Below are 21234 nucleotides of genomic sequence, written 5' to 3' on the forward strand. Positions count from 1 at the left end.
TCGCGAGTAACCGAATTGGTCCTCCTGGGTGGGGGTTTGGCAGCTCGGGGCGGCTGCGGCGAGTCGTGGGCGGCGTCTGCGGCCCGCCCGTCATGGGGGGCGGGTGGTCACCTTCAGGGGTGGGACTCCGTCCTTCGGCTCGACCGCCGACCTGCCGGCCGGGCCGGACACCGCGATCGAACCGTTCGTATCCGTACGCAGTACCTCCGCTCCCCCGGCCCGCAGCGCCGCGACCGTCCGGGGCGCCGGGTGTCCGTACGCGTTGTCCCGCCCGCAGGAGATGAGGGCGAGGCGAGGCGCGGCCCGCTGCAGGAGTCCGGGGTCCTGGTAGGCCGAGCCGTGGTGGGCGACCTTGAGCACGTCCACGGGTGGCAGCGCCGCCACGGCCGGGGTACGTAATAGGGCTCGCTGGCCGGGCGGTTCGAGATCACCGAGCAGGAGCAGGGTCACCCCTATGGCCCGGACGAGCAGGGTGACGCTGGCGTCGTTCGCGCCATCGGGAGTCGGCCCCGCCCCCGGGCCGGTCGCCGCGGGCCAGAGCACCTGCCAGTCGAGGGCGCCCGCACCCGCGCGGCGCCGCTCCCCCGCCACGGCGTGACTCACCGGGACCCGATGGGCGGCCGCCTGCGCCCGTACGAACCGTGCCTGCTCGGGCGGCTCCTGAAACCCCGTCGTCTGGATCGCCCCGACCGAACGCCCCCGCAGTACCCCCGGCAGACCCGCCACGTGATCAGCGTGGAAGTGCGTCAACAGCACGAGCGGCACACGGGTCACGCCCAGCGAACGCAGACAGCGGTCCACGAGCACCGGATCGGGGCCCGCGTCGACGACCACCCCCGCCCCGTCACCGGCGGCGAGCACCGTCGCGTCCCCCTGGCCCACGTCACACATCGCGAACCGCCACCCCGGCGGTGGCCAGCCCGCGATCACCCGGGTGAGGGGCGGGGGCTGCACGACCGCGAGGAGAAACAGCAGGGCGCAGGCCGCGCTGAGCCACGGGTGCCTGACCAGCCTGCGGCCGACCAGCACCACGCCGACCGTGGCGAGCGCCAGCAGCAGGCCGCCACGCCAGCCGCCGGGCCAGTCGACCCCGCTGCCGGGAAGCGCCGCACCCGTGCGGGCGATGTCAGCGATCCACCCTGTCGGCCAACTCGCGCACCATGCCAGGGCCTTGGCCACCGGCATCGCGGCCGGCGCGGCCGCGAGCGTGGCGAAACCGAGGACCGTGGCGGGTGCTACGGCCACCTCCGCGAGGAGATTGCAGGGCACCGCCACCAGGCTCACCCGTGCCGCGATGACGGCCACGACGGGCGCGCACACCGCCTGCGCCGCGGCCGCGGCCGCCAACGCCTCCGCCAACCGCGGAGGCACCCGGCGTCTGCGCAGGGCAGCACTCCACCTCGGGGCGAGGGTGAGCAGCGCTCCGGTGGCCAGGACGGAGAGCAGGAAGCCGGGGCTGCGCGCCAGCCACGGGTCGTACAGGACGAGCAGCAGTACGGCGGCGGCCAGGGCCGGGATCAGCGAACGGCGCCGCCCCGTGCCGATGGCGAGCAGCGCGATCAGTCCGCAGGCCGCGGCCCGCAGCACACTGGGGTCGGGTCGGCAGACGATGACGAAGCCGAGGGTGAGGGCGCCGCCCAGCAACGCCGTCGCCCGGAGTGAAATCCCCAGCCGCGGCGCGATACCCCGGCGTTCGGCACGTTGGGCAAGGCCGGGCGGGCCGATGAGCAGGGCAAGGACGATCGTGAGGTTGGCGCCGCTCACCGCCAGGAGGTGCGTCAGGTCGGTCGCCCTGAACGCCTCTTCCAGCTCGGGCGGCACGCGCGAGGTGTCCCCCACCACCAGTCCGGGCAACAACGCCCGCGCGTCAGGCGGCAAACCATCCGTGGCCTCCCGCAGCCCACCCCGCAACCGCCCCGCCACCTGCTGCGGCCCCGACGGCCCCTCGACCACCCGCGGCGCCGACCCGCCGGACACCCGCAGCACCGCCGCGACCCGGTCACCCCGCGGCAAGGGCGGCGAAACGCTCACCTGCACACGCAGCCTGGTCGAAGGCAGAAGCGCAAGCCAGCGGGCCCTGCTCCAGGAGGCCGTGGAAGCCTCGTCTCCCCTCCACCGGGGCGCGTCGGAATCCCCGCTCTTGCCACTCTGGGCACCCTCAGCGAAGACCAGGACCGGCGTGCGTGTCACGGAGGTGCTGCCGTCCGGCGACGTCACCCGGACGATCTCCGCGTTCAGCATGACGGAGGGTGGCATCGCATGTGCCCCTGTGATGCGGGGCCGGGTCAGCCGGGGGTCGGAGGTGACCATCAACTCGGCTTCCGCTTCGGCATATTCACGCGCCAAGGCAGGTACTGGCCCCCGGTGAAGGTCGGCCCCATGCAGTGCCGCTGAGGTAGCGCCCGCTGCGGCGCAGAGGAGGACTGCGGCCACCGACACCCGCTGCCAGGGGTGCCGCTGACGCTGCCGCCGGCCATCGGTCGTCGGCTCTCGCGCCTCCCGCACGTCCCGCCGCCCTCTCACCGTCCACGTCACCAACAGGACGCCGGCCAGCGCCACACAGACCACCACGGCTGCGACCACCCACCGAGGCGGGGCGTCCAGTGTCAGGGCCGCGGTGCCCCACGCCGCGAGGGCGGGCGGCACGAGGCGCAGGTCCAGCGGGCCTTCCGGGCGTGGCCGCGATCCCGTGAGCCCTCGGCCGTCCGGGGCGTGAACGGCGGGGTCTCCCGGGCCCCTTGCCGCTTCTGGTACAACGCCGCCGTCCACCCGGCTCGGCGCTCTCATGGCCGCACGAGATTCTGCAGGTCGGCATAGCGCTTGTCCCCGATTCCATTGACCTCCCGCAGCTCGTCCACCGAGCGGAAACCGCCGTGTTCCGTGCGGTAGTCGATGATGTGCTGCGCCAGCACGGGGCCGACGCCCGGCAGTTCGTCGAGTTGCTCGGCGGTGGCCGTGTTCAGGCCGATCGGAGCGGCTGGGCTCGCTCCCGTCGCCCCTGGGGCCGCCGCCCCCGCGCCCGGTGTCGTCGGAGGGGCCGGTGCCGTCGCCGGGGCGCCGACCACCACCTGTTCGCCGTCGATGAGGAGACGGGCACGGTTGAGGCCGGCCGTGTCGGCGCCGGGGCGGACGCCGCCCGCGGCCTTCAACGCGTCGGCGACCCTGGAACCCGCGGGCATCCGCAAGATCCCCGGGCTGCGTACCTTCCCACTGACGTCCACGACGATCCGCCCCCCGCCGGGGCCGGTCGCCGGTCGGCCATCGCCCTCCGGCGGAGGCGGGGCTCCTGGTGACGGAGACGGCCGCACGCCTGGATCACGCGCCGCTCCGACCACGTCCGGCGCCCGCACCGGCTGCGTCCGCCCCGCCCAGAAGTGCTGGGCGGCGAAGACCGCCGCGAGGGCGAGGACCACCAGGAGCGCGATCAGGCTGCGCCGCTCAAGACCACACCGCAGCTGCAGCCACAACGGCAACCGCTCCCGCACCGCAAGCCCCACCCGCCCCGGCAGCGGCGCCACGACCTCCCCACCGGCGGCCCCGGAAGCCACCGCCTGCTGAGCACCTCGGGGCTCCGAAAGCTGAGCCGACGACTTAGCCCGCGCCTCAGCCCGACCCTCAGCCCGCCCCTCGCCCCGCGACTCGACCCGCGACTCGCCCCGCGCCTCGACCCGCGCCTTAGGCCGCGGCACGGTCGCAGCATCCGGCCGCGACAACTCCCGACGCTGCCGCCGTACGGCCTGCGGCAGCGTCCTGGCCTCCGGCTGCCGCGCCACCGACCGAACCGCACGCACACCCTGAGCTGCCCGCACCCCCTGCGTTCGCCCCACACTCTCCGGACTCTCCGGCGCCGACGCAGGCAACGGCGCAGCCCGCGGCTGAAACAACAGCCCCGGCTCCGACGCCTCGCCCCCCACAGCCTCCAACTCCGGCTGCCGCCACCGCACGGCCCGCGTCCGCACCTGCGGCGCACCGTACGGCTGAGACGTCGCCGGCCCCCCAGGCTTCGCCCCCGGCCCGGTCTCCGGCCCCGGTGGCGCCCCCGACCTCAACCCCCCGCAGTCTCCACCCCCTTCGCCCCCTTCGGCCCCGGCAGGGAAAAGCAACTCCGCGCGCTGACGCAACGCCTGTGCCCGCGCTTCCGCCGAAGCGTGTCTGCGCCGGATCGCCCGCCCGCGGGCACGCCCGTATCGCGCGCGACCGTCCGACGCGGGGCCTCGCCCCGGCCCGCTCGTCGCCGCAGATGTCCGTGAAAGTGATCGAAGTGCCATGCCGACGACGCTAGGCACTTCAGCGGAACCACGTTGATCTTGGTCAATTCCCGTGGATTACCCACGGGTTGTGGATAACCCCCTCACCCTCACCAGGGCGAAACAACAGCCCCCAACAACCCCGGCCCCGTATGCGCCCCGATCACCGCGCCCACCTCGCTCACATGCAGCTCCGCGAGGCCCGGCACCCGGCCCTTGAGGCGGTCCGCCAAGGTTGTCGCGCGATCCGGCGCCGCCAAGTGATGTACCGCGATGTCCACGCGGTTCGACCCGGCCCGCTCCACCACGATCTCCTCGAGGCGGGCGATGGCCTTGGACGCCGTCCGCACCTTCTCCAGCATCTCGATGCGTCCGCCGTCCAGCTGAAGCAGCGGCTTCACGGCGAGGGCCGAGCCCAACAGGGCCTGTGCGGCGCCGATCCGGCCGCCGCGGCGCAGGTAGTCCAGTGTGTCGACGTAGAAGTACGCGGACGTGTTCGCGGCCCTCTTCTCCGCCGCGGCCACCGCCTCGTCCACCGAGCCGCCCGACTCGGCGGCCTCCGCCGCCGCGAGGGCGCAGAAGCCGAGAGCCATCGCGACCATGCCGGTGTCCACCACCCGCACCGGCACCGGCGCGTCCTTCGCGGCGAGGACCGCCGCGTCGTACGTGCCCGAGAACTCGGCGGACAGATGCAGCGAGACGATGGCGCTCGCGCCCGACTCGGCGACCTTGCGATAGGTCTGCGCGAAGACTTCCGGGCTCGGCCGGGAGGTGGTCACGGAGCGCCGTTTCTGCAGCGCCAGAGCCAGGGAACGGGCGGAGATCTCCGTGCCCTCTTCGAGGGCCTGGTCACCGAGGACCACGGTCAGAGGTACCGACGTGATGCCGTGCCGCTCCATCGTCCGCTGCGGCAGGTAGGCCGTTGAATCCGTGACGATCGCGACATGACGGGACATGCGGTGGAGATTACCTGCCTGGGCCCGACGGCGGCAGCCCGGCCCCTGGCTCGGCCCCTCGCTCAGTCACGTCGTGCTCTCGGGCCTGGTCTGCTTCTCCCAGGGGTAGCTGGGCCGCGGCGTGGGCGGCGTGATGGCCGGCCGCGCCGACTCCGACTGGGGCTCCGCCGGTTCCGACGGCTCCGTCCACGTCTGCTCGGCCCCCTTGCCCGCGTCCGCCGCCGGCTCGGGTTCGGGCCACGCGGCCGGTGTCTGCGTGGGCGCGGGCTCCTTCGTCCAGTGCCGCAGGGCGCCCGTCTCCAGGTCGATCTGCGAGCTCAGCGAGTCCAGGTCGTCGTCGGCGAACCGCTGGGACCGGTCGCGCACCGCCCACCGCAGCGAGTCCGCCGACTTGGTGATCTGCGCCGTACGCTCCCGCAGCGCGGGGAGCCGCGATGCCAGGGACGTCTTGTCGGGGTCCCGCTCCAGGCGCCGGAGCTCGTCGTCCAGCTCGTGCCCGTGCGCGCTGAGCCGCTCGAAGAGGCCCAGGGACTCCTTCAGCGAGGCGTCTTCGACCACGCCCGCCTGCAGGGCGTCCTGCGTGGCCCGCATCGACGTACGCAACGAGAGGCGCAGCTGGGCCAGTTCGCCGGCCGTGCCCACCTGCGCGAAGCTCCTGGCGCGGAGCGTCGTGTCCTCCACCGACCGGCGCGCCTGCGAGATCGTGCGGTCCACGCCGCGCTTGGCAGCTCCGACCGCCTTCACCGTCATGTACGCACCAAAAACCACGAACAGCAGGACGAGCAGTGCCACGATCACGCCCACGGCTTCCATGACGCTCCTCTCAGGTCCTGCGGCGAGTTCCGCACCGACTCTTCAACGGTAAACGCAAAGGGCAGGCCGAGGGTTCCGACGGAACCCCCAACCTGCCCGTAGGGGACTACCCTCATGCCCCCTTGCACCCGTTCAGCGCCCGGCGTTACGCCGGAACGATGTTCACCAGCTTCGGCGCCCGAACGATGATCTTGCGGATCCCGGCACCGTCCAGCGCCGCCAGCACCCTCTCGTCGCCCAAGGCCACCTTCTCCAGCTCATCGTCAGAAATCGACGGGGAGACCTCCAGGCGCGCCCTGACCTTGCCCTTGATCTGCACGACGCAGGTCACGCTCTCGTCCACGACGTACGCAGGGTCGGGCACCGGGAAGTCCTGGTGCACGACCGAGTCGGTGTGGCCCAGCTTGCGCCACAGCTCCTCGCCGACGTGCGGGGCCAGCGGGGCGATCAGCAGCACCAGGCGCTCGGCGACCGAGCGCGGCAGCGTGCCGCCCTCCTTGGTCAGGTAGTTGTTCAGCTCGGTGATCTTGGCGATGGCGGTGTTGAACCGCATGCCGTCCAGGTCCTGGCGCACGCCGTCGATCGCCTTGTGCAGGGCGCGCAGCGTGCCCTCGGCGATGTCGGACTCCGCGACGTCGGCGACCGTGACCTCACCGGTCGACTCGTCGACGATCAGACGCCACATCCGCTGCAGCAGGCGGTACTGGCCCACCACCGCGCGCGTGTCCCACGGGCGCGAGACGTCCAGCGGGCCCATCGCCATCTCGTACAGGCGCAGGGTGTCGGCGCCGTACTCCTCGCAGATCTCGTCCGGAGTGACGGCGTTCTTCAGGGACTTGCCCATCTTGCCCAGCTCGCGCCTGACCGGCTCGCCCTCGAAGAAGTACTGGCCGTCGCGCTCCTCGACCTCGGTCGCCTGGACCGGGAAGCCACGGCTGTCGCGGTACACGTAGGCCTGGATCATGCCCTGGTTGAACAGCTTGTGGAACGGCTCGCTGGACGAGACGTGCCCCAGGTCGAACAGCATCTTCGACCAGAAGCGGGCGTACAGCAGGTGCAGCACCGCGTGCTCGGCGCCGCCCACGTACAGGTCGACGCCGCCCGTCGGCTGTCCCTCGCGCGGGCCCATCCAGTACTGCTCGACCTCCGGGTCGACCAGCTTCTGGTCGTTGTGCGGGTCCAGGTAGCGCAGCTCGTACCAGCACGAACCCGCCCAGTTGGGCATGGTGTTGGTCTCGCGGCGGTAGCGCTTCACGCCGTCGCCCAGGTCCAGCTCGACGTCGACCCAGTCCTCGTTGCGGGACAGCGGCGTCTCCGGAGAGGTGTCCGCGTCGTCCGGGTCGAAGGTGCGCGGGGAGTAGTCCTCGACCTCCGGCAGCTCCAGGGGCAGCATCGACTCGGGCAGCGAGTGGGCGACGCCGTCCTCGTCGTAGACGATCGGGAAGGGCTCGCCCCAGTAGCGCTGGCGGCTGAACAGCCAGTCGCGCAGACGGAAGTTGACGGTGCCCTCGCCGATGCCGCGGGTGGCCAGCCAGCCGGTGATGCGCGCCTTGGCGCCTGCGACGTCCAGGCCGTCCAGGGAGATCTCGGGGTTCGTGGAGTTGATCAGCTTCGCATCGTACGAGGAGAAGGCGTCGTCCCACGTCGTGGTGTCGGTGCCGCGGTCGTCGGACGGCTCCACCACGCAGTGCATCGGCAGGTGGAAGGCGCGCGCGAAGGCGAAGTCGCGGCTGTCGTGCGCCGGGACGGCCATGATCGCGCCGGTGCCGTAGCCCATCAGCACGTAGTCGGCGATGAAGACCGGGACCTGCTCGCCGCTGACCGGGTTGGTGGCGTAGACGCCGGTGAAGACGCCGGTCTTCTCCTTGGCGTCGGCCTGACGCTCCACGTCGGACTTGGACGCGGCGAACGCGCGGTACTTGGCGACGGCCTCAGCCGGCGTGGCGTGCCCGCCGGTCCACGTCTCGTGGGTGCCCTCGGGCCAGACGTCGGGGATGACCTTGTCGACCAGCTCGTGTTCGGGCGCCAGGACCATGTAGGTGGCGCCGAACAGGGTGTCCTGGCGGGTGGTGAAGACGGTGATCGCGTCGCCGTCCTCGGTACCGACGGGGAAGTCGACGCGGGCACCCTCGGAGCGGCCGATCCAGTTGCGCTGCTGCAGCTTGATGGCCTCGGGCCAGTCCAGCGCGTCCAGATCGTCCAGCAGGCGGTCGGCGTACGCGGTGATGCGCATGTTCCACTGGCGCAGCTTGGCCTTGAAGACCGGGAAGTTGCCGCGCTCGGAGCGTCCGTCGGCGGTGACCTCCTCGTTGGCCAGGACGGTGCCCAGGCCGGGACACCAGTTGACGGGGGCGTCGGACGCGTACGCCAGGCGGTACTGGCTCAGGACCTCCGCACGCTCCACGGCGTCCAGTTCGCTCCACGCGCGCGTGGTGCCCGGTACGGCACGCTCACCGCTGTCGAACTGGGCGACCAGGTCGGCGATCGGGCGGGCCTTCCGGGCGTCGGCGTCGTACCAGGAGTTGAAGATCTGTACGAAGATCCACTGGGTCCACTTGTAGTAGTCCGGGTCGATCGTCGCGAAGGTGCGGCGCTTGTCGTGGCCCAGGCCCAGACCGCGCAGCTGCGCCTTCATGTTCTCCATGTTGGCCTCGGTGGAGGCCCGCGGGTGGGTGCCCGTCTGGACGGCGTACTGCTCGGCGGGCAGGCCGAACGCGTCGAAGCCCAGGGTGTGCAGGACGTTGTGGCCGTTCATCCGCTGGAAGCGCGCGAAGACGTCCGTGGCGATGTAACCCAGCGGGTGGCCGACGTGCAGGCCCGCTCCGGAGGGGTACGGGAACATGTCCATGATGAACTTCTTGGGCTTGGCGACCAGCGCGGCCTGGGCGTCACCCTTCGCCGCCAGCTCACCGCTCGGGTTGGGCGCCTCGTACGTGCCGTCGGCGTCCCAGAAGTCCTGCCAGCGTGCCTCGATCTCGGCGGCCAGGGCGGCCGTGTAGCGGTGCGGTGCGGCCACCTCGGAGGCGGCAGCAGAATTCGTCTCGCTCATGATCCTCAAAGCTCCATCGATCGTCTCTGCCTGCGGAAATGGCCGTCCCGGCCAAATGAAAAAGCCCCTCACACAGGAGGGGACGCCGCGCCGATGCCGACCGCGATTTTCCGGCGGTCGGGACTGATCAGCGCGGCCCGCTAAGCAGAAGGCGTACGGCACGCATGGCGTCAGGGTACCGCAGCGCCCGCGCGGCCCGCGACGAGGTTCCGCCGCCCCGCTCGATGCCCGCCGCGCGGCCCACCGGCGGACCGGAGCCCACCTTTGGCCAAAGGTTACTCCGCGTACCGACCGCTATCGGGGCAACACCAAGATCGCATCGCTTTTAGATAACGACGCAATAACTCAAACCGCGTACTCGCCGGTATGAGGACACTTAGCATGCGGCGATCGAGCCATTTCGGAGTCGCCCCCATGAACCCTCTGAATCCTCCTCGCAAGAGCCGCTCCAACCGCTCCAACCGCACCGCCCGCCAGAGCCGTTCGTTCACAGCCTTCCCCGAACCGAGCAGAACCACGCGCGGAGTCCTGACGACCGCCGCGCTGCTTCTCATACCCCTGCTGGTGGTCATCGGGAGCGACGCCTTCCGCGCCGCACTCGACTTCACCACCGGCGTCCTGTCCCTGGTCTCCCTGACCGCCGCCGTCGTCTGGGGCCTGGTCGCCACGGACCGGCTCTTCCTGCACTCCCGTCAGCGACTGCTCGCCCAGGCCGTGCACCGGGCCACCGCGGTCGCTTCCATCGGTTTCCTCCTGCTGCACGTCACCGTCAAGCTCGCGCTCGACCACGTGTCGCCGGTCGGCGCCTTCATCCCCTTCGGGATGGGCTTCTCCGGCAGTGACGGGCTCATCGGCCTCGGCTCGCTCGCCGGGCTCCTCATGGTGGTCACAGGCGTCACCGGGGCCCTGCGCAGCGCCTTCGCCTCGCCGGCCCAGGTCGCGTCGCGCTGGCGCGCGCTGCACATGCTCGCCTACCCGGCCTGGTGTTCGGCCCTGATCCACGGCCTGTACGCGGGACGCGCCCCCAAGCCATGGGTGATCGTCCTCTACAGCCTCTGCCTGGTCGCCGTCGCGGGCGCGGTCGCGCTGCGCGCGTCCCCGCTCCCGATCAAGCGGAAGGCGGCCGCCCGCATCCTGGCCGTCCTCGAACCTGAGCGCAGGGCGGGCGGCAGAGACCCCGTGCGCCGGGACACCGCCGAGTCCCCGCTCCCCGGCACGGCCGCCGCTCCCGGCCGTGCCCCCGAACCCGGGCCCGACACCGCCCCCGTGGTCGGCATCGCGGCGGCTTACCGCGTCCTCGCCTCCACCAACCAGCCCACGGAGGTCACGGAGGTACTGCCGCACGTCGATCCCCCCGCGCCCCGCTGGCCGGCCCCGTCCCCGCCACCCCCGGCCGAGGCCCCGCACATCCCGTACGACGACACCTCGTACGCGTACGACACCCACTCCACCGCGTACGGCTCGGAGGACCCCGGCTACCGCTCCCACGACACCGCGTACGACCCGCTGTACGACGCGGCCACCGACCCTCCGTACGAGGTCCCGTACCCACCCCCGTACCAACCCCCGTACCAACCCCCGTACGACAACGGTCCCGCCACTGAACCGCTGCCCCACACCTTCCAGGCGCCGAGTTCGGGCGAGCCCTGGAACGCCGCCTCCGGAGGCCCCAAGTGAACGCGTCGCTGCCCGACGTCCCCGAAGTGCGAGTCGTCGGGCTTCCGCTCCTGACCTCGGGCTTCGACCTGGTCGAGCGCCTCGACCTGGCGATGCACCTGAAGGTGCACGGCCCGCTCGAGCCCATGGCGGGCGAGTCCCTCGCCTCCCTCTCCGAGGCCATCTCACTGCGCGGCAGGGGCGGCGCGGGCTTCCCCTTCGCCAAGAAGCTGCGCTCGGTCGCCGACGCGGCGATACGTCGCGGCGTGCGCCCCGTGGTCGTCATCAACGGCAGTGAGGACGAACCGGCCTGCCGCAAGGACACCGTCCTGATCAACAGGGCCCCGCACCTCATCCTCGACGGCGCACTCCTTGCCGCCGAGGCACTGGGCGCCCGCACGCTCGTCGTGGGCGTCACCCGGGACTCCACCGAGTCCTCGATGCTGGCGGCGCTCGCCGAGCGCGGCCTGACCAACCGGCGCGGATCGAGCATCCGCGCGCGCGTGCAGCGCAATCCGGTGCGCATGGTGACCGGCGAATCGTCGGCCCTGGTGCGTTCGGCGGACGGCGGCCCGCCCATGCCACCGGGACGCAAGGTGCGCACCTCCGACTCCGGGGTGGGCGGCGCGCCCACACTCCTGTCCAACGCGGAGACCTTCGCCCAGCTCGCGGTGGCCGCCCGGATCGGCCCCGACCGCTACTGCCGCACCGGCCTGCGGGACGAGCCCGGCACGGTGCTGCTCACCGTCTCCGGAGCCGTCGCGCGGCCCATGGTGGTCGAGGTCCCCACAGGGGTGCCCCTGCGGTACGTCCTGCAGCTGGCCGGTGCCCCGCCGCTTCCCCAGGGCGTCCTGACGGGCGGCTATCACGGCAAGTGGCTCGACGCGGTCACCGCTCATGACGCGGTCGTCTCACGCGCCTCCCTGGAGGCCTGCGGGGGCGCGCTCGGCGCGGGCGCGATCCTGCCGATCGGCGCAGGCACCTGCCCGCTCGGGGAGGCGCTGCAGGTGGCGAACTGGCTGGCCTCCGAGAGCGCGGGGCAGTGCGGCCCCTGCTATCTGGGCCTTCCCGCGGCGGCCCGCGGCCTCGCGGACGTCCTGGACGGCGGCGGCCCCACGGCCCTGGAGGCGCTGCGCGAGGTGACACGGGCCGTGAAGCGGCGCGGCGCCTGCAAGCACCCCGACGGCACGGCGGCGTTCATCGAATCCACGATCTCGGCGTTCACGGACGACCTCGCCGCGCACGTCCTCGGCGCCGGCTGCGGCCGCCCCGTGGAGGGCGTCCTGCCGCTCCAGGCGGAAACCCCGCAGGCCGAGGCCCCCAGTGGCCGCAGGCTGGCCGTCGACTGGACGCTCTGCCAGGGCCACGGGCTCTGCGCGGACATCGTCCCCGAGCTGATCCAGCTGGGCCCCGACGGCTTCCCCGGTGTGGCGGAAGCTTCCGTACCGCGGTACTCCGAAGCGCGTGCCGAGCGTGCCGTACGCCGCTGCCCGGCGCTCGCACTGCGCATCGAGGAGGACCCGTCCCTGCCATCGCCGCGCACGGCGCTGCCGCTCGCACTGCCGCCGGGCCGCGGCCGTGGCCGCAGGGCTCTCGGCAGCGGACGGCAGTGACCCGCCCCTAGAGGCCAGACACACGAGAGCGGGCCACCCGATCCGGGTGGCCCGCTCTCATCTGCTGTGGAGCTAAGGAGAATTGAACTCCTGACCTCCTGCATGCCATGCAGGCGCTCTACCAACTGAGCTATAGCCCCTTGCTTGTCCGCCCGGTTCCCCCGGCGACTTCGTAAACATTACACGGTCCTCCCCGTGCTCCACCAAATCGTTTCCGGTCTGTACGGATACGGCCGGTACTGTCTGCCTTCGTGACCGTGATCGCGCTAGTCGGCGCCCGCCGCCGCGTGCCCCTCGCCGCCGGGGCCTGCCTGCTCTCCTTCACGGCTTTCTGGCTCGCGCAGCGCGCCCTGGACGTCTCGATGATCGACTTGATGGTCTACCGAGCGGAGGGTGAGACCGTGCGCGCGGGCGGCGACCTCTACTCGCTGCGGACCACCGAGGCCCATCTGCCCACCACCTACCCGCCGTTCGCCGCCCTGCTGTTCACGCCGCTGACGCTCCTGGACACGGCGGAGATGCGCACGCTGGCGACGGCGGGAAACCTGCTCCTCCTGGTGGCCTTCGCCCACCTCGCCCTCCGTCTCGTCGGGCCCGCCAAGGACACCGGGGGGAACGGCGCCGGGCACGCGCGCGTGGAGACCGCCCTGTGGGTGGCCGCACTCGCGGTCTGGGCCGAGCCGGTGTGGACGACCCTGCGGTACGGCCAGATCAATCTGCTGCTCGCCGTCCTGGTCCTGTGGGATCTCTCCCGCCGCCCCGGCCACCGCTGGGCGGGCCTGGGCATCGGCATCGCGGCCGCGATCAAGCTCACGCCCGCGCTCTTCGCGGTCTTCCTGCTGCTCACCGGCGCCGCGGAGGCCGTGCGGCGGGGGCAGTGGCGCGTACCCGTACGGCACGCGTGCGTGGCGGCCGTCTCCTTCGTCGGCGCGACGCTGCTCGCGGCCGCCGTCCTGCCGTACGACTCGCGGCGCTTCTGGACCCGGATGGTCTTCGAGGCGGGCCGGGTCGGGCTCCCGGAGGACACCGCGAACCAGTCTCTGCGCGGGGTGCTCGCACGGCTCCTGCACACCGAGGAGCCAGGCATCTGGTGGATCATGGCCGCGGCGGCGGCCGGCGCGCTCGGGCTGACGGTCGCGGTGCGCGCGGCGCTCCGCGGGGAGCACGCCCGGGCGGCGGTGAGCTGCGCGGCGACGGCGCTCCTGGTGAGCCCGGTGTCGTGGTCGCACCACTGGGTGTGGTGCGTGCCGATGGTGCTGCTCGTGTGGACGCAAGCGGTGCGCCGCGGCGGCCGGGCCCGGTGGGCAGGCACCGGCGCGATGGCCCTCGTCTTCTGTTCGTACGCCCTGTGGTGGGTCCCGCACGGCGTGGGGCGGCTCGAACTCGACCAGAATTATGGCGAGATGACGCTGTCAGCCCTCTACGTAGGGACCGCTGTGGCGTTCCTGCTGCAAGGAGCCGGCCGCCGGTCCCTCCTGAGGATGAGGCGAGGTCAAGCCGTGGCGAAGGAGTAGAAGCGCTTGAGCGTGCAGTGTTCGTCGAGCAGCCGGCCATAGATCGGCTCCCCTTCGAGTTCGCGGTACGTCTCGATGGGGTCGCCCTTTATGATCAGCGCCCGCGCGCACTCCTCGCACCAGTACTGGTAGTCCTGGTTGACCGGTTCCATGTCGCGGACGATCGGCGTGCCACTGCCACACCAGTCGCACTTCCGCCTGTGTGCACCCATCGATCAGCTCCAGCTGCGGCCGCAGGCCGTGCACACGTACGAGACACCGCCGTTGTCGCCGAGAACTTGGGCGACATGGGACGAACCGCAGGACGGACAGGTGAGGAGAGGGATCGCCGCGAAGGGAGAGGCAGCGCGCCGTGGCGCGGCCACTGCGACGGGGCCGTCGGCCCCATCGAGGATGCTCGCAGGCATCGCTCTCCCTCCCGTCGGGTCACAATCGGTGGTCTGGTGCGGTCCCCTTCCGGCTGTCCGATTCTGCCACGGCCTGAGCGACCCGGTCAGCGACGCAGTCGTACCAGTCCGGACACGGCGCCCAGTGCGGCCGCCCCGGCCAGGGCGTATGTGCACACCAGGAGGGCGTCCGCGGATGAATACGCCCCCGGAGCCCCTTGTGACTCAAGCCGGTTGAGGAAAAGTGCGCCATAACACGCGACGCCGATCAACTGGCCGAGCTGAGCGACCGTCGACAGAAGACCGCTGGCATCCGCGGCGTCCTCGGGCCGCACCGTGGAGAGCGCCCGGGTCAGCGTCGGGCTGAACCCCAGGGAGAGGCCGGCGCCGATGCCCACGGAAGCCACATACAGCCATGGTCCGCCCTCCCCGCCGTCCCGGAGCAGCAGCCCCACGGCGCCCGCCGAGAGCGCGGTGAGCGCGAACCCGCCGGGGATCAGTGCCCGTTGGAGCACCGCGGGCCAGCGGCGCCACGTCAGGCCGACCGCGCCGAAGACGACCGCGGTCGGCGCGAACGTCAGACCGGCGCGCAACGCGCTGTAGCCGAGACCGCCCTGGATGTGCAGGGTGAGCACGAACAGGAAGCCCGCGTTGACCCCCATCACCGCGGCGATCCGGAACACGGCGAGGCCCATGCCGGGGATGCGCAGGACCCGCGGCGAGATCAGCGGCGCGCCACCGCCGCGGGCCAGCCGGGACTCGTACGCACAGAAGAGGGCGAAGAGCGGCAGTGCGGACCCCAGCGAGAGCCAGGACCACAACGGCCAGTTCTCCTCCTGACCGAGCACCAGCGGCACGGTGAGCAGCGAGACGGCGGCGCCGAGCAGCACGAGCCCCGGCAGATCGAGCCCACGTGCCCGCGGCCCCTCCCCCGGTTCCCGGGCGGCGTCACGCGGCAGCACGCGCCCCGCCATGACCAGCAGGACCACACCCACCGGCACGTTCACCAGGAACACCGGGCGCCATCCCGTGCCGAACAGGTCGGCGCTGACCAGGACACCGCCGAGCACCTGCCCCGCGGCGGCGCCGACGGCGAGCGTGGCCGCGTACGCGCCGAGCGCCTTCGTCCGCGCCTCCCCGGTGAAGTTGCGCTGGATCAGGCTGAGCACCTGCGGGATGAGCAGCGCCGAACCCGCGCCCTGCAACAGCCGGAAGGCGATCAACTCCCCCGTCCCGCGGCTGAGTCCACAGGCGAGCGAGGCGACGGTGAAGACCGCGAGGCCGATGAGATAGACGCGACGGTGTCCGAGGCGGTCGCCGAGCCGTGCACCGGTGATCAGGAGCACGGCGTACGTGATGGTGTAACCGGCGACCACCATCTGCAAGCCCGCGCCCGACGCGCCCAGTTCGGTACGGATGGTGGGCGCGGCGACATTGACGATGAAGACGTCGAGCAGTGCCATGAACTGCGCGGCGATGACGACGGCGAGCAGCCGCCCGGGGCGATTGTCGGTGCCGGGAGCTTTACTGGATGTGGGGCCCGAACAAGCGGGTTCCGCCGCGGTGGGCGGGGTCGTGGTGGTCATGGCACCGAGCGTGGCGGCGAGTTGGTACGGGTAACGAGAGCCCGCCGATGCTGGTACTGGCAGCACCTGGCAAGGCCCGGGGCGAGGACCGACCATGGGGGACGTGATGACGATGGGGACGACTCAGCGACGGAGGCCGGAGCTCGCCGCCTTCCTGCGCGGCCGCAGGGCCAGGGTGACTCCGGCCGACGTGGGCATGCCGCCGGGCCTGCGCCGCCGTACGCCGGGGCTGCGCCGCGAGGAGGTCGCCCAGCTCTCCGGGGTCGGCGTCACCTGGTACACGTGGTTGGAGCAGGGCCGTCCGATCAACGCGTCGGCGCAGGTCCTGGACGCCGTGGCGCGCACGCTGCGCCTCGACAGGGCGGAGCGCGAGCACCTGTACCACCTGGCGGAGGTGCCGTTCGAGCCAGTCCGCAGGACCACGTCCCCAGCGGCCGTCGGCCCGGAGATCCAGGGCATCATCGACGCCCTCGACCCGCACCCGGCGGTGGTCTACAACGCGCGGTACGACATCCTCGCCACCAACCCCGCCTACCGCGATCTCTTCTTCGTCCCGCAGCTGGCGGCCATCGGCGCACCGAACGTGCTGTGGACGCTGTTCATCGCGCCCGACCCCGTGTGCCCGCTGGTCTTCCGCGACGAGGAGCTGCCGGTGATGGTGGCGACGCTGCGCAGTTCGTACGGACGGCATGTGGGCGAGCCCGCCTGGGAGGACTTCATAGGCCGGCTTTCGGCCGCGAGCGCGCACTTCGCCGAGCTGTGGGAGAGGGGCGACGTGGCGCCGCCGGGTCCCCGTGTGAAGACGTTCCGGCACGAGGCGGTCGGAGAGCTGCGGATGACGTCGGTCTCGCTGTCCATCAACGGCATGCCGGAGTGCCGGATCGTCGCGTACACCCCGGACGACGAGGAGAGCCGTCGGCGGGCAGCCGAGCTTCGCGAGCTCAGGCCCCCGGAAACGGAAGGATCTCCGGAAACGCAAGAATCCCGCCCTCTGATGAGGACGGGATCCTGATTGTGGAGCTAAGGAGAATTGAACTCCTGACCTCCTGCATGCCATGCAGGCGCTCTACCAACTGAGCTATAGCCCCGTGTGTTCTTCGTGTTCTTCCCGCTCGGCGGGCGAACAAGAAGAACTTTAGCCTGCGACGAGCCGGAATGTGAAATCCGGGTGGCGGGCCCTCCCGGGCCCTGTGACCAGCGGCTCTGGCACCCACCCCCGCACCCGCCCCGGCGCAGGGCTAATCGTCGTCGCCGAGCACCGGCTCCGGCAGCGTGCCGGCGTTGTGCTCGAGGAGGCGCCAGCCTCGCGCGCCCTGGCCGAGCACGGACCAGCAACAGTTGGAGAGCCCGCCGAGGCCCTCCCAGTGGTGGGAATCCAGGCCGAGGAGGCGGCCGATGGTGGTGCGGATCGTGCCGCCGTGGCTGACCACCACGAGCGTGCCGTTCTCCGGCAGCTTCTCGGCATGGCGCAGCACGATCGGCGCGGCACGGTCGGCGACCTCGGTCTCCAGCTCACCGCCGCCGCGGCGCACCGATTCGCCGCGCTTCCACGCGGCGTACTGGTCGCCGAAGCGCGTGATGATCTCGTCGTGCGTCAGGCCCTGCCACTCACCGGCGTACGTCTCCTGGAGACCCTGCTCGTGCGTGACGGGGAGGCCGGTGAGGTCCGCGAGCTCGTTCGCCGTGGCCGCCGCCCGCTTCAGGTCGGACGCCACGATGGCGTCCGGCTTCAGCGAGGCGAGCAGCCGGGCGGCGCGCCTGGCCTGAGCGACTCCGGTGTCGGTCAGCTCGATGTCCGTGGAGCCCTGGAAGCGGCGCTCCAGGTTCCAGGACGTCTGGCCGTGCCGCCACAGGATGATCCGGCAGCCGCGGCTGGTCACCGAAGCTCACCGTCCAGGTCGGCTGCCTCCTCCGCGGCGCGCTGCTCGGCGTGCTCGGCGGCCTTGCCGCGGGTCGCGACGGCGTCCGCGGGGAGCTCGATCTCGGGGCAGTCCTTCCACAGGCGCTCGAGGGCGTAGAAGACACGCTCCTCGCTGTGCTGAACGTGCACCACGATGTCCACGTAGTCCAGGAGGACCCAGCGGGCTTCGCGGTCGCCCTCGCGGCGCACCGGCTTGACGCCGAGCTCCTTGTTGAGCCGCTCCTCGATCTCGTCGACGATCGACTTGACCTGGCGGTCGTTGGGTGCGGAGGCGAGCAGGAAGGCGTCGGTGATCGACAGCACGTCGCTGACGTCGTACGCGATGATGTCGTGCGCGAGCTTGTCGGCGGCCGACTGAGCGGCGACCTTGATGAGCTCGATGGAGCGGTCCGTGGCGGTCACAGTTGCGCTTTCCTTCGGGTGGTCAAGACTCCCCAAGGGTCTCACGGACCGCCGAAAGACCTCCCGCCGATGACGCGACGGCCCTGTCTGCTGCGTCACCCCGGCCGGAACCACCCGCGGCCGGGGCCGCCGCCGTCATCCCGCGTCGTAGTCCTGACCGAGGACGACCGACACATCCGCGTTCGGTGCGGTCTTGCCCTTGCGGACCGCGCCGTCCGGCAGGCCGAGGGTCTTGGCGACCTCGGTGGCCTGCGTCTTCTTCTCCGCGTCGGCGTACGTGACCTGCGATGTCGCCTGGGCCGTCGAGCCCGCGCCGCCGTCCACGAAGGTGTAGCCGCCGTTGACCAGCGAGATCCGCGCGTCCTGCCCCGCGCCCTTGCTGCCGGACGCGTTCTTGACGCCGACCCGTACGGCCGCGTCCTTGTCCGGGTTCTTGACCCCGCCGCCCAGGACGCTCTTGACCACGCTCGCGCCGGCCTTCTCCGAGAGCGTCCCGTCCTGTTGCACCGGGAGCATCTGGGTGGCGTAGTCGCCGCCCTTCGCTCGGTCGGCGAGCTTGGCGAGGAAGGCTCCGAGGTCCTTCTCCTTGAGGGACGGGTCCAGGATCTGGGCCAGCGACTGGACGGTGGTCGTCGCGGCCTGCGGGTCGGACGAGAGCTTGCGCAGGACGCCCTGCATGACCTGCCCGAACCGGTCGAGCTGCGCGGTCTCGGACTCGCCGGACGCGCGGTAGGTGGCGTACGCGACGGCCATCGGGCCGCTCAGGGTCTGCTGCTCGCCCTTCTTCACGAGGGGCGCCTGACCCTTCTTGGCCTTGGGGTCGGGCACATCGGCGTCGGTGTCGATGTCGATGTTGCCGACCAGCTCGACGAGGTTGTTCAGGTAGGGGGTGTCGAGGCGCCAGGTGCCCTCGACCTGGGTGCCGAGCAGGCTGTCGATCGACTCGCGGGTGCCGGTGGAGCCGTCGTCGTCGACCGACTTGCCGAGCGTCGTCCCCGCGCCCTCGTCGTCCGTCACGGAGAGGGCGTTGGGCAGCAGGACGGTGGTGCCGCGCTTCGTGGTGGTGTTGTTCACCAGGAGCGCCGTGGAGGTACCGCCCCCCTTGGTGTTGTGCAGGTGGACGACGATCACGTCGCGGTTCTGCGGTCCGGCCGCCGCCTCGCCGCCGCCGGCTGCGTCGTCCGACAGGCCGGGCAGCTTGCCCGCGTACCAGAGGTAGCCGACGCCGCCCGCGATGACGAGCGCGAGCACCACGACGAGGGCGACGACCCGGGAACGCCCGCGCCGCTTGGCCTCCTCGCGCCGCTCGGTGCGGCTCTCGGTGAACTTCAGCCAGTCGATGACGTCTTCGGACTCTTCGTCCGGCTCCTCGATGAAGGAGAACTGCTGGGTCTCGTACGCGGGATCGCGGCGCTGAGGCTCACGCTGCGGATCGGCCTCGAAATCCGGCTCGGGCTCAGGCTCCGGCTGCCGCGACTGCTGCGGGATCCAGCCGGTCTGCGTCTGCTGGGCGGTCTGCGGCTGGTCGTAGGTGCCGTACGAACCGGAGTCGTAGGGCGGGGCAGGCGGGACGGGCGCCTGCTGCCCCGTCGTGTACGGGTCGTAGCCGTAGCCTTGCGGCTGCTGCTGGTACTGCTGCTGGGCCTGGGCCTGGGACCCGTACTGGTCGTACGAGGCCGACGGCTGGGCCTGCTGTTGAGCCTGCTGCTGGACCTGCTGATACACCGGCTGCCCGTACTCGTCGTACCCGACGATCTGGTACTGATCAGCCGCGTACTCGCCCGCGTACGGGTCGCCGCCCGCATACGGGTCGTACTGTCGGTCGTTCACCGGTGCCCCTCTCGGCTCAATCGCCGCGGTACAGCTCGCGCTTGTCGATATAACGCACCACGCCGTCCGGCACCAGATACCAGACGGGGTCACCCTTGGCGACCCGTGCACGGCAGTCCGTGGACGAGATGGCGAGGGCCGGGACCTCCACGAGGGAGACGCCGCCTTCGGGAAGTCCGGGGTCGGCCAGCGTATGACCCGGCCGGGTGACCCCGATGAAGTGCGCCAGGGAGAACAGCTCTTCGGTGTAGCGCCAGGTGAGGATCTGGCCGAGGGCGTCGGCGCCCGTGATGAAGAAGAGGTCCGTGTCGGGATTGAGCGTGCGCAGATCGCGCAGCGTGTCCGTCGTGTAGGTCGGTCCGCCGCGGTCGATGTCGATGCGGCTCACCGAGAACTGCGGGTTCTCGGCCGTCGCGATGACCGTCATCAGATAACGGTCCTCGGCCGGGGACACCGCCTTGTCGCTCTTCTGCCACGGCTGCCCGGTCGGCACGAACACCACCTCGTCGAGGTGGAACTGCGCGGCGACCTCCTGGGCCGCCACCAGGTGTCCGTGGTGGATCGGGTCAAACGTTCCGCCCATGACGCCCAGGCGACGCTTGCCCTTGCTGGCCGGGCCGGCACCGGGACCGGTAGGCATGTCCTGCTCTCCCATGCGTGCAGACCCTACCGGCCCGGTGGACGGGCTCTGTTCCGGTGTCCGTCCGGTGGACGGCTCAGCGGTCCCGGTTGAAGCGCGTGGTGATCCACAGGAGCAGCATCAGCACGACGAACGCGCCACCGCCGGTGATGTAGGGGCTGAGGCTTGCGTGCTCGTCGACGTGCTTGCCCTCGGAGGCGAGAGTGACCAGCTGGGAGGCGGTGCTGTGGAGGCTCATCGTCGGCAGGACCTATCCGGAGGTGGGCGGGAACAAGGACTTACGGGCCATCGTATGCGGGGGCACCGGCAGAGCTCACGCCGACTCAGCCGTTGTGATCCGCGCGGCCGTCCTCGTCGCCGCCGCCCGGACGCCCTGCGTCCGCGTTCGCGTCCGTGCCTGCGTCCGTGCCCGCATCCGTGCCATGGCGCTCCGCGTCGGCCCCCTGGCGGTAGCCGCGCAGCAGGAACCACGCCACGAGCACGCAGCCGACGACCATGACGATCAGCACGACGCGGAGCAGATTGCCCGCCCCCTGCTCCTTCGCGGCCAGGGCGGCCGCCTCCGTGACCCAGTGGTGGGCTGCGGCGCTGTGCTCCATGACGGCCATGACGGGCGACTCC

At 71.6% G+C, this 21234-nt stretch carries 18 protein-coding genes and 2 tRNA genes; 4 read left to right on the forward strand and 16 right to left on the reverse strand.

Annotated elements, in window-relative coordinates:
- Nucleotides 1-90: 90 nt before the first annotated feature.
- From ACZ5U5_RS08970 to leuS, 5 genes are all read right to left on the reverse strand, one after another.
- Entirely contained in the window at nucleotides 91-2787 is a 2697-nt protein-coding gene (locus tag ACZ5U5_RS08970) for a ComEC/Rec2 family competence protein (RefSeq protein WP_469018299.1), read from the reverse strand.
- On the reverse strand, nucleotides 2784-3548 hold the full coding sequence (locus ACZ5U5_RS08975; RefSeq protein WP_469018302.1) for a ComEA family DNA-binding protein: 765 nt from the start codon (nucleotides 3546-3548) through the stop codon (nucleotides 2784-2786). Before ACZ5U5_RS08975 ends, ACZ5U5_RS08970 begins: the two co-directional genes overlap by 4 nt.
- 809 nt (nucleotides 3549-4357) lie before the next feature.
- A complete protein-coding gene (locus ACZ5U5_RS08980; protein WP_469018305.1) occupies nucleotides 4358-5203 on the reverse strand; it encodes a DegV family protein in 846 nt (281 codons plus the stop codon).
- A 66-nt stretch (nucleotides 5204-5269) separates the two neighbouring features.
- On the reverse strand, nucleotides 5270-6016 hold the full coding sequence (locus ACZ5U5_RS08985) for a hypothetical protein (RefSeq protein ID WP_469018308.1): 747 nt from the start codon (nucleotides 6014-6016) through the stop codon (nucleotides 5270-5272).
- 145 nt (nucleotides 6017-6161) lie between these two features.
- Complete coding sequence (gene leuS, locus ACZ5U5_RS08990) at nucleotides 6162-9065, reverse strand: leucine--tRNA ligase (protein ID WP_469018311.1); 2904 nt, start codon at nucleotides 9063-9065, stop codon at nucleotides 6162-6164.
- A 414-nt stretch (nucleotides 9066-9479) separates the two neighbouring features.
- Here leuS and ACZ5U5_RS08995 point away from each other — a divergent pair, with 414 nt between their 5' ends.
- Both ACZ5U5_RS08995 and ACZ5U5_RS09000 read left to right on the forward strand, forming a co-directional pair.
- On the forward strand, nucleotides 9480-10742 hold the full coding sequence (locus ACZ5U5_RS08995) for a cytochrome b/b6 domain-containing protein (RefSeq protein ID WP_469018314.1): 1263 nt from the start codon (nucleotides 9480-9482) through the stop codon (nucleotides 10740-10742).
- Nucleotides 10739-12334 (forward strand): NADH-ubiquinone oxidoreductase-F iron-sulfur binding region domain-containing protein, encoded by a 1596-nt coding sequence (locus ACZ5U5_RS09000; protein ID WP_469018317.1) that lies wholly within the window; start codon nucleotides 10739-10741, stop codon nucleotides 12332-12334. Before ACZ5U5_RS08995 ends, ACZ5U5_RS09000 begins: the two co-directional genes overlap by 4 nt.
- Nucleotides 12335-12401: 67 nt before the next feature.
- Here ACZ5U5_RS09000 and ACZ5U5_RS09005 read toward each other — a convergent pair.
- Nucleotides 12402-12474: transfer RNA gene (locus ACZ5U5_RS09005), tRNA-Ala, on the reverse strand.
- A 111-nt stretch (nucleotides 12475-12585) separates the two neighbouring features.
- On the opposite strand from ACZ5U5_RS09005, the gene ACZ5U5_RS09010 reads away from it, so the two are divergent.
- Nucleotides 12586-13848, forward strand: a complete 1263-nt coding sequence (locus tag ACZ5U5_RS09010) for a glycosyltransferase 87 family protein (protein WP_469018320.1) — start codon at nucleotides 12586-12588, stop codon at nucleotides 13846-13848.
- On the opposite strand, the gene ACZ5U5_RS09015 is transcribed toward ACZ5U5_RS09010, so the two are convergent.
- From ACZ5U5_RS09015 to ACZ5U5_RS09025, 3 genes are all read right to left on the reverse strand, one after another.
- Nucleotides 13827-14060: a hypothetical protein gene (locus ACZ5U5_RS09015; RefSeq protein ID WP_006137425.1), complete on the reverse strand. Its 234-nt coding sequence runs from the start codon at nucleotides 14058-14060 to the stop codon at nucleotides 13827-13829. The two genes, ACZ5U5_RS09010 and ACZ5U5_RS09015, sit on opposite strands and share 22 nt — an antisense overlap.
- Before the next feature lie 3 nt (nucleotides 14061-14063).
- Complete coding sequence (locus ACZ5U5_RS09020; protein ID WP_469018323.1) at nucleotides 14064-14255, reverse strand: hypothetical protein; 192 nt, start codon at nucleotides 14253-14255, stop codon at nucleotides 14064-14066.
- An 86-nt stretch (nucleotides 14256-14341) separates the two neighbouring features.
- The gene (locus ACZ5U5_RS09025; RefSeq protein ID WP_469018326.1) at nucleotides 14342-15820 is read right to left on the reverse strand and encodes an MFS transporter; all 1479 of its coding nucleotides are present in this window, start codon (nucleotides 15818-15820) and stop codon (nucleotides 14342-14344) included.
- Between the two features lie 94 nt (nucleotides 15821-15914).
- Between ACZ5U5_RS09025 and ACZ5U5_RS09030 the strand changes: the two genes are divergently transcribed.
- Nucleotides 15915-16832 carry a helix-turn-helix transcriptional regulator gene (locus ACZ5U5_RS09030; RefSeq protein ID WP_469018329.1) on the forward strand — a complete coding sequence of 306 codons (918 nt, stop codon included), beginning with the start codon at nucleotides 15915-15917 and terminating at the stop codon, nucleotides 16830-16832.
- A gap of 3 nt (nucleotides 16833-16835) precedes the next feature.
- Here the strand turns inward: ACZ5U5_RS09030 and ACZ5U5_RS09035 are convergent.
- From ACZ5U5_RS09035 to ACZ5U5_RS09065, 7 genes are all read right to left on the reverse strand, one after another.
- A tRNA-Ala gene (locus tag ACZ5U5_RS09035) sits at nucleotides 16836-16908 on the reverse strand.
- 150 nt (nucleotides 16909-17058) lie between these two features.
- Nucleotides 17059-17700 carry a histidine phosphatase family protein gene (locus tag ACZ5U5_RS09040; protein ID WP_469018331.1) on the reverse strand — a complete coding sequence of 214 codons (642 nt, stop codon included), beginning with the start codon at nucleotides 17698-17700 and terminating at the stop codon, nucleotides 17059-17061.
- On the reverse strand, nucleotides 17697-18143 hold the full coding sequence (gene rsfS, locus ACZ5U5_RS09045; protein ID WP_371529206.1) for a ribosome silencing factor: 447 nt from the start codon (nucleotides 18141-18143) through the stop codon (nucleotides 17697-17699). The genes ACZ5U5_RS09040 and rsfS overlap by 4 nt, the downstream gene beginning before the upstream one ends.
- 135 nt (nucleotides 18144-18278) lie before the next feature.
- A complete protein-coding gene (locus ACZ5U5_RS09050; RefSeq protein ID WP_469018334.1) occupies nucleotides 18279-19973 on the reverse strand; it encodes an LCP family protein in 1695 nt (564 codons plus the stop codon).
- Between the two features lie 16 nt (nucleotides 19974-19989).
- Nucleotides 19990-20628: a nicotinate-nucleotide adenylyltransferase gene (nadD, locus tag ACZ5U5_RS09055; protein WP_469018336.1), complete on the reverse strand. Its 639-nt coding sequence runs from the start codon at nucleotides 20626-20628 to the stop codon at nucleotides 19990-19992.
- A 61-nt stretch (nucleotides 20629-20689) separates the two neighbouring features.
- Nucleotides 20690-20851: a hypothetical protein gene (locus tag ACZ5U5_RS09060; RefSeq protein WP_363211168.1), complete on the reverse strand. Its 162-nt coding sequence runs from the start codon at nucleotides 20849-20851 to the stop codon at nucleotides 20690-20692.
- Nucleotides 20852-20936: 85 nt separating this feature from the next.
- A complete protein-coding gene (locus ACZ5U5_RS09065) occupies nucleotides 20937-21221 on the reverse strand; it encodes a hypothetical protein (protein WP_469019433.1) in 285 nt (94 codons plus the stop codon).
- Nucleotides 21222-21234: the final 13 nt, after the last annotated feature.

The sequence above is a fragment of the Streptomyces sp. NPDC033177 genome (assembly GCF_055577715.1).